The organism is Microbacterium sp. AC026, from assembly GCF_979258475.1.
In genome coordinates this window covers 1,262,694-1,276,365 of the sequence record NZ_OZ409857.1, presented here as the reverse complement: position 1 = coordinate 1,276,365, position 13,672 = coordinate 1,262,694, and the positions used below count along the sequence as shown (strand labels likewise).

At 68.0% G+C, this 13,672-nt stretch carries 10 protein-coding genes; 5 read left to right on the top strand and 5 right to left on the bottom strand.

Translation table 11 applies throughout. The annotated features are described in order from the left end of the window. The first annotated feature begins 2 nt into the window (after nucleotides 1–2). The 4 genes from ACZZ93_RS06405 to ACZZ93_RS06390 all read left to right on the top strand — a co-directional run bounded on the left by ACZZ93_RS06405 (nucleotide 3) and on the right by ACZZ93_RS06390 (nucleotide 6,010). Nucleotides 3–1,502, top strand: coding sequence for a DNA-3-methyladenine glycosylase 2 family protein (locus ACZZ93_RS06405; RefSeq protein WP_463510695.1), 1,500 nt, complete (start codon nucleotides 3–5; stop codon nucleotides 1,500–1,502). Further along, on the top strand, nucleotides 1,499–1,996 hold the full coding sequence (locus ACZZ93_RS06400) for a methylated-DNA--[protein]-cysteine S-methyltransferase (RefSeq protein ID WP_400340497.1): 498 nt from the start codon (nucleotides 1,499–1,501) through the stop codon (nucleotides 1,994–1,996). The genes ACZZ93_RS06405 and ACZZ93_RS06400 overlap by 4 nt, the downstream gene beginning before the upstream one ends. 271 nt (nucleotides 1,997–2,267) lie before the next feature. Next, on the top strand, nucleotides 2,268–4,199 hold the full coding sequence (locus tag ACZZ93_RS06395; RefSeq protein ID WP_463510694.1) for an ABC transporter ATP-binding protein: 1,932 nt from the start codon (nucleotides 2,268–2,270) through the stop codon (nucleotides 4,197–4,199). Further along, the gene (locus ACZZ93_RS06390) at nucleotides 4,196–6,010 is read left to right on the top strand and encodes an ABC transporter ATP-binding protein (RefSeq protein ID WP_053099015.1); all 1,815 of its coding nucleotides are present in this window, start codon (nucleotides 4,196–4,198) and stop codon (nucleotides 6,008–6,010) included. The genes ACZZ93_RS06395 and ACZZ93_RS06390 overlap by 4 nt, the downstream gene beginning before the upstream one ends. Before the next feature lie 125 nt (nucleotides 6,011–6,135). Here ACZZ93_RS06390 and ACZZ93_RS06385 read toward each other — a convergent pair whose 3' ends face one another. After that, nucleotides 6,136–6,873: an endonuclease domain-containing protein gene (locus tag ACZZ93_RS06385; RefSeq protein WP_463510693.1), complete on the bottom strand. Its 738-nt coding sequence runs from the start codon at nucleotides 6,871–6,873 to the stop codon at nucleotides 6,136–6,138. 417 nt (nucleotides 6,874–7,290) lie between these two features. On the opposite strand from ACZZ93_RS06385, the gene ACZZ93_RS06380 reads away from it, so the two are divergent. Then, a complete protein-coding gene (locus ACZZ93_RS06380; RefSeq protein ID WP_072590883.1) occupies nucleotides 7,291–8,094 on the top strand; it encodes a hypothetical protein in 804 nt (267 codons plus the stop codon). A gap of 54 nt (nucleotides 8,095–8,148) precedes the next feature. On the opposite strand, the gene ACZZ93_RS06375 is transcribed toward ACZZ93_RS06380, so the two are convergent. From ACZZ93_RS06375 to ACZZ93_RS06360, 4 genes are read right to left on the bottom strand one after another with little or no spacing between them, the layout of a single operon-like run. Beyond that, the gene (locus ACZZ93_RS06375) at nucleotides 8,149–9,582 is read right to left on the bottom strand and encodes a GH1 family beta-glucosidase (RefSeq protein WP_463510692.1); all 1,434 of its coding nucleotides are present in this window, start codon (nucleotides 9,580–9,582) and stop codon (nucleotides 8,149–8,151) included. Next, on the bottom strand, nucleotides 9,579–11,813 hold the full coding sequence (gene yicI, locus ACZZ93_RS06370; RefSeq protein ID WP_463510691.1) for an alpha-xylosidase: 2,235 nt from the start codon (nucleotides 11,811–11,813) through the stop codon (nucleotides 9,579–9,581). The genes ACZZ93_RS06375 and yicI overlap by 4 nt, the downstream gene beginning before the upstream one ends. After that, nucleotides 11,813–12,700, bottom strand: a complete 888-nt coding sequence (locus ACZZ93_RS06365) for a carbohydrate ABC transporter permease (protein WP_198032385.1) — start codon at nucleotides 12,698–12,700, stop codon at nucleotides 11,813–11,815. The genes yicI and ACZZ93_RS06365 overlap by 1 nt, the downstream gene beginning before the upstream one ends. Next, nucleotides 12,700–13,665 (bottom strand): carbohydrate ABC transporter permease, encoded by a 966-nt coding sequence (locus ACZZ93_RS06360; RefSeq protein ID WP_157538122.1) that lies wholly within the window; start codon nucleotides 13,663–13,665, stop codon nucleotides 12,700–12,702. The genes ACZZ93_RS06365 and ACZZ93_RS06360 overlap by 1 nt, the downstream gene beginning before the upstream one ends. Between the last annotated feature and the right edge of the window lie 7 nt (nucleotides 13,666–13,672).

The following is a 13,672-nucleotide window of genomic DNA, read 5'->3' as shown; positions in this document are numbered from 1 at the left end:
GCATGAGCTTCCCCGTGACCGACTTCGATGAGCGATACCGTGCGATCAGCGCGCGTGACACCCGCTTCGACGGGCAGTTCGTGACCGCCGTGCGCTCTACCGGGATCTACTGCCGTCCGAGTTGCCCCGCGCGCACGCCCAAGCCGCAGAACGTCACCTTCTATCCCACCAGCGCAGCGGCGCACGAGGCGGGCTTCCGGGCGTGCAAGCGCTGTCTGCCAGAAGCTGCCCCGGGCTCGCCTGCGTGGGACCTGCGCAGTGACGTCGCGGCGCGGGCGATGCGTCTCATCGCCTCGGGCGTCGTCGAGCGCGAGGGAGTGTCGGGCCTCGCCTTGCGTCTCGGCTATTCGACACGGCACCTGACCCGACTGCTCTCGACCGAGCTGGGGGCAGGTCCACTCGCCCTCGCGCGGGCGCATCGCGCGCACACGGCGCGCATGCTGCTGGTAGGCACGGACATGCAGATCTCGGATGTGGCTTTCTCGGCGGGTTTCGCGAGCATTCGGCAGTGCAACGACACGATCCGCGAGGTGTTCACTATGACTCCGGGCGAGCTCCGGGCTCGACGGAAGACCCCGGCATCCGCTGCTCCCGGTGCGATCGACCTCGTCCTCCCGTACCGCGGGCCGCTCGATGCGTCCGGAATCTTCCAGTGGATGGCTGCGCGTGCGGTATCGGGGGTCGAAGAGGCCGCGACCACATCTTTCTCTCGGCACCTGCGTATGGCGGGCGGGCCCGCGTGGTTCGAAGTGCATCAGGACTCGACGCAGCGACTGCACCTTCGGGCGCGCGTCGCTCAGCTCGGCGACCTCGCTCCGCTGGTGTCGACCGTGCGACGGATCTTCGACCTCGACGCCGACCCTCTCGCGGTCGACGAGGCGCTGAGCGCCCACCCCGAGATCGCTCCGCTGGTCGCGCGCACTCCGGGCATCCGCGCGCCGGGCTCGGCGGATCCGCACGAGATGCTGATCCGTGCCATGGTCGGTCAGCAGATCACCGTCGTCGCTGCGCGCACTGCCCTCACCGCGCTCGCCGACGCGCTGGGGGAGCGCACGGAGCAGGGGCTGCTCTTCCCGACGATGGCGGCGATCGCCGAGCACGGGGCCTCGGTGCTGCGCGGACCGGCCGCCCGCATCAGGGCGATCGTCGGCGCAGCCACGGCCCTCGCCGACGGCAGCCTCGCTCTCACGGTCGGCGACGACGGAGTCGAGCAGCGCGCTGCCCTGCTCGCGATGCCCGGCATCGGCCCCTGGACGGCCGACTATGTCCGGATGCGGGTGCTGGGCGACCCCGACGTGCTGCTCCCCGGCGACGTCGCACTTCGTGCGGGGGCCGCCGCGTCCGGACTGCCGGCGGATCCGCTGCCGCTGGTCGCGTGGGCCGAGCGGGCTGCCCCGTGGCGCAGTTATCTCAGTGCTCACCTCTGGCGAGCAGCGCCCGCACGTCCGGTTCGACGGCCGAGCGCGAGACAGACCACCGCCCTTGTGAAGGAGACCTCATGAACGCCATCATCCAGACCATCGAGACGCTCGACGGACCGTTCACCATCCTCGCCGACGACCGTCAGCGGGTGCTCGCCTCTGGATGGACGGCCGACCAGGCGACGATCCTCGCACGGCTCGCCGTCCCGGTGCGGCCGACGGAGGTGCGCGAGGGCGAGACGGATGCGGCTGCCGCTGCGCTCTCGTTCTATGCCGGGGACCTCTCGGCGATCGACGCGGTCGCCGTGAAGCAGACGGGCACGGCGCTCCAGCTCACCGGATGGTCGGCGCTGAGGTCGATCGAGCCGGGGGAGCCGCTGACCTACACCTCGTTCGCAGCGCGGCTCGGCAACCCCCGTGCGGTGCGCGCCGCGGCATCGATCTGCGCCCGCAACGCCCCCGCGCTGTTCGTGCCGTGCCACCGTGTGCTGCGGTCGGATGGCACCCTCGGCGGGTTCGCCTGGGGCCTCGACGTCAAGGCGAGCCTGCTGGAGCGAGAAGCCGCGCGGGGATGAATCGGGAATCTCTCTTGTGCTCAGCTTGTTCACAGGAATAGGCTGGTGGGCTGTCGCACCGACCGGGACGACATAGCCGAGCCCCTGAGGAGGACACCATGACATCGATCGCCGCTGTGCAGATCGCCGCTCTCGGCTCGACCCCGGTGCGCCCGCTCCGCTAGAGCCACTTTCCGACACGCACGACCACCGGATGCCGGACTCCGAGAGTCCTTCGCTGCGTCTGCCGCCTTCAGCAACCGCTTCCCCATACGAAACTCGTCTGAGAGACATGTCTTCCTCGCCTTCATCGCAGAACGCCTCCCCTTCCTCCTCCCTTTCCACACCGGCCGCACTGTGGCGCCTGAAGCCTTTCGTCAAGCCCGTCATCTGGCGGCTCGCGGGAGGCGCCGCGAGCGCGCTCGTCGCCGCGATCATCGCACTGATGATTCCGATCGTCCTCGAGCAGATCATCCGCGGTCCTGTGCGGACGGGCGCGATCGATGCGATCGCCTGGGGTGCGCTCGCGGTCTTCGGCCTCGCGCTGGGTGAGGCGCTCATGGTCTGGCTGCGCCGCCAGTTCGTGCTCAACCCCGCAACACAGGTCGAGTACAAGATGCGCACCGAGCTCTACTCGCGCCTGCAGACGCTGCCGGTCTCCTTCCATGACCGCTGGCAGTCGGGGCAGCTGCTGAGCCGGATGATGCAGGACATCGGCCTGATCCGCCGGTGGCTGGCCTTCGGCCTCGTCCTGCTGGTGGTCAACGTCCTGACCATCATCATCGGATCCGTGCTCCTGTTCCGCTGGCACTGGCTGCTGGGAGTGATCTTCATCGTCACCGCCATTCCGCTCTGGATCCGCGGCTACCTCTTCGAGAAGCGTTACGGCGCGCTCACTCGCCGCAGCCAGGACCAGGCCGGCGACCTCGCCACCAGCGTCGAGGAGAGCGTGCACGGCATCCGCGTGCTCAAGGCGTTCGGTCGGGGCAAGCACGCTCTGAGCCGCTTCAGCCGCCAGGCCGAGACGCTGCGTGAGACCGAGATGAGCAAGGCCGGCGCGATCGCGTCGATCTGGTTCTGGCTCGATCTCATGCCGCAGATCGCGTTCGGGCTGAGCTTGATGTCCGGCATCTGGCTGATCTCGCAGGGACAGATCGACGAGGCTCAGCTGTTCGCGTTCTTCGCCATGGCCGTCGTGCTGCGCTGGCCGATCGAATCGATCGGGTTCCTGTTCTCGTTCATGCTCGACGCCCGCACGGCGACCGATCGCGTGTTCGACATCTACTCCGAGACGAACAGCATCACCGACCCCGAGAACCCCGTGCACATCGCGGAACCCCGTGGCGAGCTCGCATTCGACAAGGCGCACTTCCGGTACCAGGACGCGGGCGCGAACGAGCGCGATCTGCTCGACGGCATCGATCTCGTGCTGCGCCCGGGCGAGACCATGGCGCTCGTGGGGCTGACCGGCAGCGGCAAGACCACCCTGACCACCCTGCCCACGCGCCTCTACGATGTCACCGGCGGGCGCGTGGCGCTCGACGGCGTCGACGTGCGCGACCTGCCGCTCGCCGAGCTGCGTCAGCACATCGCGATGGCGTTCGAGGACGCCACGCTGTTCTCGGCCACCGTGCGCGAGAACGTCCTGCTCGGACGGGCCGATCTCGACGTGCACAGCGACGAGGCCGAACGAGTGCTGCGCGAAGCGCTCGACGTGGCACAGGCCTCTTTCGTGGACTCGCTCCCCGAGGGGGTCGAGACCGTCATCGGCGAGGAAGGGTTGAGCCTGTCCGGCGGACAGCGTCAGCGTCTCGCACTGGCCAGGGCGGTCGCCGCCAAGCCGAAGGTGCTCGTGCTCGATGACCCGTTGTCGGCGCTCGACGTCGACACCGAGGCTCTCGTCGAGGAGGCGCTGCGGCACGTGCTGGCCGATACGACCGCCATGATCGTGGCGCACAGGCCCTCGACCGTGGCTCTGGCCGACCGGGTCGCGCTGCTCGAATCGGGCCGAGTCACCGCCGTCGGGACGCACAGCGAGCTGCTGAAGACGAGTCGTCACTACCGCCACGTCATCTCCAGCCTCGAGGCTGAGGAGGCGGCGCGCACCGGCGCGATCCCGATCATCCGCGATGAGGAAGACGAGATCGACGCCGTCGTGCAGGACGGGATCCGCCAGGACGCCGCCGACGAAGACATCATCACCGAGAAGGAGGTGCAGCGATGAGCTCCGCGATCACCGGAACCCAGGACGAAGACCGCTCCAGCTACACCAAGGAGGAGAGCCGGGCCATCCGTCGGCGGTCGCTCCGGCTCCTGGGATCGCTCGTGCGTCCGCTGAAGCCGCAGATCACTCTGGCGGCCATCGTTCTCGTCATCTCGACGGCGCTCCAGGTCGCGGGACCGATCCTCATCAGCATCGGTCTCGACCGTGCCCTGCCCGCCGTGCTCGAGCGCGCCGATTGGATGCCGACCTTCATGATCGGCGGGATCTACCTTCTCGCCGGCGCCGTCGCGGCGGCGATGATCGCCTGGTACGTGATCATCGCGGCCAAGCTCACGCAGGCAGTGCTGCTCGACCTCCGCAAGCGGATCTTCCTGCACACCCAGCGCCTCAGCCTGGAGTTCCACGAGTCCTACACGTCCGGTCGCATCATCTCGCGTCAGACGAGCGACCTCGACTCGATCAAGGAGCTGCTCGACGGCGGGCTGAACGAGCTCGTCTCCGGCGTGCTGTTCGGCCTGTTCACCTTCATCGCGCTGTGCGTGTGGGACTGGCAGTCCGGGCTCATCCTCGCGATCGGCGGCGTACCCCTGTTCTTCCTGATGCGCTGGTTCTACTCGCGCTCGCAACTCGTCTACCGTGAGTCGCGCGTCATCAGCGCGAAGGTCATCGTGCAGTTCGTCGAGACCATGACCGGCATCCGTGCCGTCAAGGCCTTCCGCAAGGAGCCTCGCAACGACGTGACCTTCCAGAAGATCGCCGGCGACTACCGGGACGTCAACCGACGCTCGATGCTGCTGTTCGGCACGTTCGAGCCCGGCCTGATGGGCGTCGCGGCGCTCGTGCTCGGAATCGTCGTGCTGTGGGGCGGCATCAGGGTCTCGAACGAGACCCTCACCGTCGGCGTGCTGCTGTCGGCCGTGCTGTACGTGCGCAACTTCTTCGCGCCGATGCAGGAGATCGCGATGTTCCTGAACTCCTACCAGTCCGCCACCGCGGCCCTGGAGAAGGTGTCTGGAGTGCTCGAAGAGGTGCCGACGGTTCCGGATCCCGAGAAGCCGGTCGACCTGTGGGAGTCGCGCGGACACGTGCGGTTCGACGAGGTCACGTTCGGATACAACGGCGAGAAGACCATCCTGCCGAACTTCTCGCTCGACATCCCTGCCGGGCAGACGATCGCGCTGGTGGGTACCACGGGCGCGGGGAAGTCCACTCTGGCGAAGCTGATCTCCCGGTTCTACGACCCGTCGATCGGCACGGTCACGCTCGATGGAGTCGACCTGCGCAGCCTGCATCCGAAGGACCTGCGTCGCGCCATCGTGATGGTCACGCAGGAGGCCTACCTGTTCAGCGGCACGGTCGCCGACAACATCGCTCTCGGAAAGCCCGATGCCTCGCTGGATGAGATCCGTGCGGCTGCCCGCGCGGTCGGGGCAGACGAGTTCATCTCGTCGCTGCCCGACGGATACGGCACCGACGTCAACAAGCGGGGTGGCCGGGTGTCGGCGGGGCAGCGTCAGCTGATCTCGTTCGCGCGGGCGTTCCTCGCGGACCCTGCGGTGCTGATCCTCGACGAGGCGACCGCGTCGCTCGACATCCCCTCGGAACGTCTGATCCAGGATGCGCTGCAGACGCTCCTCAAGGACCGCACGGCGATCATCATCGCGCACCGGCTGTCGACGGTCGCGATCGCCGACCGGGTGCTCGTGATGGAGCACGGCAAGATCATCGAGGACGACACCCCGGAGACCCTCATCAGCGGCACGGGCAAGTTCGCTCAGTTGCACGCCGCCTGGCAGCAGACGCTGGTGTGACCGTCGCCTGAGCGAGCGCGACTGCTGTCGTCCTCCGCGTCTTCTGCGGCCACGGCGCACTTCTGCGGCCACGACGAGAAGTCGTGGCCGCAGAAGGTGACTGTGGCCGCACGAACCGTTGGCCATCATCGGCGCTGACGGGGTGGAAGATGCAGCCCCCGCGCGATCGCGGCCTGCAGAGTGCGCTCGACGTCTTCCCACCCGTGCACGATCTGCGCATAGGACAGCCGCAACACGGTGTACCCGCGCAGGCGCAGCTCGGCATCATGGGCGACATCGGATCCCCGCTGCGCCGACGAGGAGTGATGTGCGTATCCGTCGATCTGCACGACCAGGTGTGAGCCGATCACGATGTCGACCCGGCGACCCGCGAGCTGGACCTGCTGGCGCAGGGGCACACCCCAACCACTGAGCCGTACGACCACCATCGTCTCCAGGCCGGAGTCCGACAGTCCGATGACCTCCTCGGCTAGTGCGCGCGACCGCGGCTCACGCCATTCCACCAGTCGAAGAGCTTCGACGTCGAGCCGTTCGATGCGGACGGCCGACTCCCAGATCACCCGTGCGTCCTCGTGGAGGCAGCAGCCGGCGATGTGCGCCAAAGCGTCTTCGACGGACGCCGTGAGTCGCCGCGGGCCGCAGTCGACGAGCGGCGCGCCCCAATGCAGGGTCGCGTCATCTCGGTGGCGGTGCGCATTGGGCCCGACCTGCAGGTGCAGACCGCCCGGCGCTCGATCCGGCACCCACCACCCGCGACGACGTGCGAGCGACACGCAGGTCAGCCGCGCGGATGCCGCGGCAGCCGCCACCAGGTCGTCGGGAGCCGATGCCAGGGCCACCCACTGAGCGCGCAGGCGGCGCACTGCTCCGGAGCTGATCGCCCCACGAACCTGTCTCGGGGCGAAACCGTGTTCGGCAGCGTCCGATCGGTGGGCGATGCCGCCTCGCGCAGTGAGCCATTCCCTCAGATCTATCGCCTCAGGATGCCGCCCCGCCCACCTCCTCGAAAGCCGGCTACCCGCATCCTGAGGAGAACCGACTGCCGAAGCGGGATGTGGAGGGGCAGTCACGCCCTCCACTTCGGCGGCTCGGGTGAGCTTCTGCGGCCGTGAGCTTCGGCCCTGGCCGCAGAAGGTGACCAAAGCCGCAGATGTGGGGAGGGAGACACGAGGGAGGAGAGGGAGAGGGACAGGAGGAGGGGGACAGGAGGAGGGAGGAGGGGAGGGGAGAGGGGGAGAGGGGGAAGGGACACGAGCCTTGGCTCTGGGTACCATCGAGGTATGGATCCGCTGCTGCTCGCCGTCGAGTTGTGGTGGATCGCGCCCGCCGCAGCCGGGGGTGTCGCAGCCGGCGCGGTCGGGCTGCGTCGCCGCAGCATCAAGAGCGGACGCCGACTCGAGTACGACGCGGCTCGGCATGATCTCAAAGCCGCCAGGCAGACGGCGGTCGAGAGGCGGATGGCCGTCAAGCTGGCGCGCGCCGACGTCGCCCGCATCTCGGCCGAACGCAGCGCGCGGCGTGCGACCCCGGAGCAGGTCGCGGGTGCCAAGCGGATGCTGCGGGCGAAGGAGAACGACGCCAAAGCCGCGTCCGCCGACGTCCGCGCCAAGCAGGTGCGCCTGAACGCCGCCCGTGCGGCGATCCCGCCGGCATCCGCACCACGCCCCCTGGAGAGGCTTCAGGCGCAGCACGAGGCGATCGTCGTGCGCTGGATGAGCTACGAGACCGATCCGGGGCTGCAGATCGCCTACCCGGAGATGACCGACGTCCGACAGCCGGCGACTGCGGCGTATCTGCGCGCGGCAGCGCACGCGGTCGAGATGCGCCGCGCCGCCACCGGAAGGGTCAGCGCGGCGGACTTCGCCGCGTACCGCGACGCCGTCGCCGATCTCGAGCGGGCCTTCGAAGCGGCCGAGCACGCCGCTCGGGTGCACGCGGGAGAGGCGTCCTCGGCATCGTCCACCTGGCAGGATGCCGCGCAGGATGTGATCAGTCGGTCGGCCGAGGCGATCGACCGTGCCGCCGGCGCCGCCGCATCGGCGTTCGCCGCGTGGAACGAACGCAAACGCCCGGACAAGCGCTGAGCGCCGCCTCCGCAGGGCGAAGACGGCGCTCGATGCTCACGTGAGTGCAGTGCCTCAGGCGCCGATCGTCCGTGAGGCGATCAGCTGTCGATACCAGTGCCCCGAGTCCTTGACGGTGCGTTCGAGCGAGTCGAAGTCCACGCGCACGATGCCGAATCTCTTGGCATAGCCGTAGCCCCACTCGAAGTTGTCGAGGAGCGACCACACGAAGTAGCCGCGCAGGTCGACACCGCGCTGGATCGCACGATGAGCGGCCGTGAAGTGCCTGCGCAGGTAGTCGGTGCGCTCGGGATCGGGGACGGAGCCGTCCTCAGCCACCTGGTCGTCGAACGCCGCCCCGTTCTCGGTGACCATGAGCGGCTGCGACGGGAACTGCTCCGACAGCGAGACGAGCAGCTCCTCCAGTCCCTCGGGCGCGATGTTCCATCCCATCGCCGTGTACGGCCCCGGCTGCTCGACGAACTCGACCAGCTGATCGCTGCCCGGCCACGCCGTGCCTCCGGCCGTGCCCTTGTGCCCGTCGTTCTGCTGCTTCTCCGACACCCCGTCCCACAGGCGGACGGTCGCCGTCGAGTAGTAGTTGACCCCGAGGACGTCGATCGGCTGGTTGATCGTGGCGAGGTCGCCATCCTGCACGAACGACCAGTCGGTGACCGATGCCGTGTCGTCGAGGAGGTCTGCGGGGTACTCGCCGCGCAGCATCGGGTGGGTGAAGGCGCGATTCGCGAGACCGTCGATCCGGCGCATGGCCTCGTCAGCGCCGTCGCCGACGCCGCGCAGGACATGGAAGTTCAACGTCACCGAGTAGTCCGGGTCACCGGTCGACGTCGCCCGGAGCGCCTGGATGGCGCGCCCGTGCGCGAGGTTCAGGTGGTGCACGGCCGACAGCGCGGAGGCGGGCTCGTGCCGACCCGGCGCGTGACCGCCCTGACCGTAGCCCAGATAGGCGGAGCACCAGGGCTCGTTGAGCGTGGTCCAGGTGTGTACCCGGTCGCCCAGTGCTGCGCCCACGATCGACGCGTATCGCTCGAAGGCATCGGTCGTGGCGCGAGAGGTCCACCCGCCCGCATCCTCGAGGTACTGCGGAAGATCCCAGTGGTAGAGGGTCGCCACGGGGCGGATGCCGCGCTCGAGGAGTCCGTCGACGAGACGCGAGTAGAAGTCGATGCCCGCCTGATTGACTCGTCCGTCTACCGCAGGGACGATGCGCGGCCAGGCGATCGAGAATCGGTAGGCCTGCAGTCCGAGATCCGACATCAGGTCGAGGTCCTCATCGACGCGATGGTAGTGATCGCAGGCCACATCGCCGGTGTCGCCGTTCCACACCTTGCCCGGCGTTCGGCTGAACGTGTCCCAGATCGACGGCGTCCTGCCGTCCTCGTCTGCCGCACCCTCGATCTGGTACGCGGCGGTCGCCGATCCGAACGTGAAGCCCTCGGCGAGGACGAGTCCGGATCCGCGGTAGTCATCGGCGGGGGAGAGGGTCACCGGGTCACCTCCGTCAGGTCGGTTTCGTAGATCTTCTCACGGCCGTCGGGGCTCGTGACCGTCACCGTCGTCGACCCCGATCCGCCGGGGAACACGCGCAGTCGCAGGCCGTCGTGATAGTCGTAGTCCGGCCGATCGGTGCGGGCGCCCCAGGGGAGCGCGGTGCCGGGGCGCACGCACAGCGGCAGTGAATCGAAGGCATGGGTCTCCCGGCGCCATCCGCCGCCCGCGACCGTCTCTCCGGTCAGCAGCGACGTCCACTCGCCCTCCGGGAGATAGAACTCCACCGTTCCGTCCTCCGAGAAGACCGGCGCGACGAGCAGGTCAGAGCCCAGCATGTACTGCCGGTCGAGGTAGCCGACGGCCGGGTCGTCCGGGAACTCCAGCTGCATCGGACGCATCACCGGCAGCCCGGTTCTCGAGGCGATGATGCCCTGCTGATAGAGGTAGGGCATGAGCTGCATCTTGAGCTGGGTGAAGCGCCTCGTCACGTCGACGGCTTCCTCGTCGAAGGCCCACGGCACCCGGTACGAGCTCGAGCCGTGGAAGCGGGAGTGCGAGCCGAGCAGGCCGAACGCCGTCCAGCGTTTGAAGACCCCGGCATCCGGAGTGCCCTCGAAGCCCCCGATGTCGTGACTCCAGAAGGCGAAGCCGCTGAGCGCCAGCGACAGCCCTCCGCGCAGGGTCTCGGCCATCGACGCATAGGTCGAGGTGGAATCCCCGCCCCAGTGCACCGGCATGCTCTGTCCGCCCGCCGTGGCCGAGCGCGCGAACAGCACGGCGTCATCCGCGCCGCGGGCGTCGACGAGCACATCGTGCACCGCGCGATTGTAGAGATCGGTGTACAGGTTGTGCATGCGCTCGGGGTCGGAGCCGTCGGCCCAGACGACCTCGGTCGGGATGCGCTCGCCGAAGTCGGTCTTGAAGCAGTCCACGCCCTGGTCGATCAACCCACGGAGCTTCGACTGGTACCAGGCGGTGGCCCCGGGGTTCGTGAAGTCCACGAGACCCATCCCCGCCTGCCACAGGTCCCACTGCCAGACCGATCCGTCGGGGCGCTGCACGAGGAAGCCCTGGTCGGCGGCCTCGCGGAACAGCGGGGAGCGCTGGGCGATGTAGGGGTTGATCCAGACGCAGACGCGCAGGTCCTTGTCGTGCAGTCGCGACAGCATGCCCTCGGGATCGGGGAACACCCGCGAATCCCAGACGAAGTCGGTCCAGTTGAATTCCCGCATCCAGAAGCAGTCGAAATGGAACACCGACACCGGCAGCTCCCGCGCCGCCATCTCGTCGATGAACGAGTTGACGGTCTGCTCGTCGTAGTCGGTCGTGAAGCTCGTCGACAGCCAGAGCCCGTACGACCAGGCGGGAACCACCGGCGGCCGTCCGGTGAGAGCGGTGTAGCGCGAGAGGACCTCCTTCGGCGTCGGACCGGCGATGAGGAAGTACTCGAGCACCTCTCCCGAGACCGAGAACTGCACGCGCTCGACGGATTCCGAGCCGATCTCGTACGACACATGGCCCGGATCGTTCACGAGAACCCCGTACCCGCGGTTCGACACATGGAACGGGATGCTCTTGTACGCCTGCTCGCTCGAGGTCCCGCCGTCGGCGTTCCAGATGTCCACCGACTGACCGTTCTTCACCAGCGGGCCGAAGCGCTCGCCGAGGCCGTAGATGAGCTCGCCCACTCCCAGGTCGAGCTGCTCGTGCACGAAGACGGATCCGCTGGGGGTCGAGCCGCCCTGGCGGGCGTTGTCGACGATTCCGGCATCCACCTGCGCATCCGGAGCGAGCCGGACGTAACCCTGAGCCTTGTGCCCGCTTCCGGTCACACGCCTGCCGTCGACCTCGAAGGACAGGCCCCACGGCGCACCGTGGGTGATCCGCGCCACGAGCGAACCGGCATCCAGGACGCCGCCCGCCTCGCTCACGGACACGGCGGCGGCCCCCGCTCCTGCGCCGGGGAGGCCGAATCCGCCGTGCCAGCGGCCGCCTTCGTGGTGTGCGATGCGCACGCGCACCACCCCTTCGGCGGGAGAGGAGAGCGTGGTCGTGAGCACGGGACGGTTCAGGGTGTCGCCGCGCTTGGCGATCACCATGGTGGGCGCCGTGATGACGATCCCTCGCCCGTCGGGGGTGTCGGTGGTCTCGGCGATGTCATAGGCCTCCTGCGCGTACAGCGCGGTGACCCCTGGACGCAGTTGCCAGAACCCGTCGGTGAACTTCATTACTTGACTGCTCCTGCCGTGATGCCGCGCGTGAGGGTGCGCTGGAAGATGAGGAAGAAGATGAGCGTGGGGATGATGCCGAGCAGCGCGGACGCGCTCGTCGTCGTGACGTCCATGAGCCGGTCGCCCTGCAGCACGCTGATCGCCACGGGGACCGTCTGGTTGGCGTTCGACGCGAGGAAGGTCAGCGGGATCAGGAACTCGTTCCACGTCCAGATGAAGAAGAAGATGAGCAGCACCGACAGGGTCGGACGGCTGATCGGGAAGACGACCCGCCACAGGATCTGCCAGCGGCTCGCGCCGTCGAGAGACGCCGCCTCGAGGATCTCCTTCGGGAACGTCCCGTAGACCGACGACAGCAGATACGTGCCGAACGCCGCCTGGATCACGGTGAAGACGATGATCACCGACCACACGTTGTCGTACAGGCCGACGGACTTGAACATGTAGTAGAGCGGGTAGAGGAGGGCCTCCTGGGGCAGCAGGTTCGCGAGCAGGAAGAGCAGCACGATCCAGCTGCGTCCGCGGACTCGCCCGATGCCGATCGCGAAGGCGTTGAGCATCGAGATGACCACGGCGAGGACGGAGACCACGCCAGCGATGAAGAGCGAGTTCCAGACCTTCTCGGGGAAGTTCACCCTCTCCCAGAACTTGATGATCCCGCCGAAGTCGAGGGTCTCGGGGAACGCCAGCGGACCCGACGTCGCGTAGTCGACCGGCGACTTGAACGAGTTGACCAGCACGAGGTAGAACGGCGCGATGATCAGCAGCGCACCGATCACGACGAGGGCGAGCATGAGCCAGTCGATCGGACGCTTCTTGGTCATGCCGCCGCGCGGACGGCTGGTGGCCGGCTTGCCGGTGACGATGGCGGTGGTGGCGTGCATCAGAGACCCGCCCTTTCCTTGCGCTCGAGCGAGTTCTGCACGCGGATGAAGATGATCGACACGATCACCACGACGATGGTCAGCACGGTGGCGATGGTCGCGCCGTAGCCGACGTTCCGCTTCGTGAAGAACTCCTGGTAGGCGTAGTACGCGGGCACCAGGGTGGCGCCTGCGGGGCCGCCGCGGGTGATGATGTAGACGGGGCCGAAGACCTTGAGCGCCGCGATCGTGCAGGTCAGAGTGACGACGAAGATCTCCGGGCGGATGATACTCATCGTGATCGCCGAGAATCGCTGGAACCAGTTCGCCCCGTCGAGTTCGGCGGCTTCGTAGAGCTCAGGGTCGACGCGCTGCAGCGCCGCCATGAAGACGACCACGGGGTAGCCGAGCTGCACCCACACCATGACGACCATCAGCACGATGAGGGCCGAGGGCATCTGGCCGAGCCAGTCGTAGGCGGGGATGCCGAACCATCCGAGGATCTGGTTCAGCGCACCGTCGCCACCCGGCCGGACGATCCAGCCGATCACGATGCCGGCGACGGCGATCGGGAGGATCTGGGGGAGGTAGTACGTCGCCCGCAGGAAGCTGCCCACCTTGCCGCCGAACTTGCGTCCGACGACGTCGAAGAGAAGGGCGGCGACGATGAGACCGACGATCGTGGGCACCACGACCATGGCGATGATCATCCACACCGAGTTCGTGAACGAGGTCCAGAAGTCGCTGTCGGTGAGGATCTTCTGCCAGTTCTCGAGACCGATGAACTCCGGTGTGCGGACGCCCTTCCACTTCGTGAAGGTCAGATACACGTTCCAGATCAGCGGGACGATGACGACGACGAGGAGCAGGACGAAGCCCGGGAGCAGGTACATCCAGTAGGCGCCGGTCCCACCGCTGCGCTGCGGGATCGACGGCTCTTCGGGCGGCAGCTTCGTGCGGCCCTCTCGGCGGGTGACGAGTGACATGTTCATC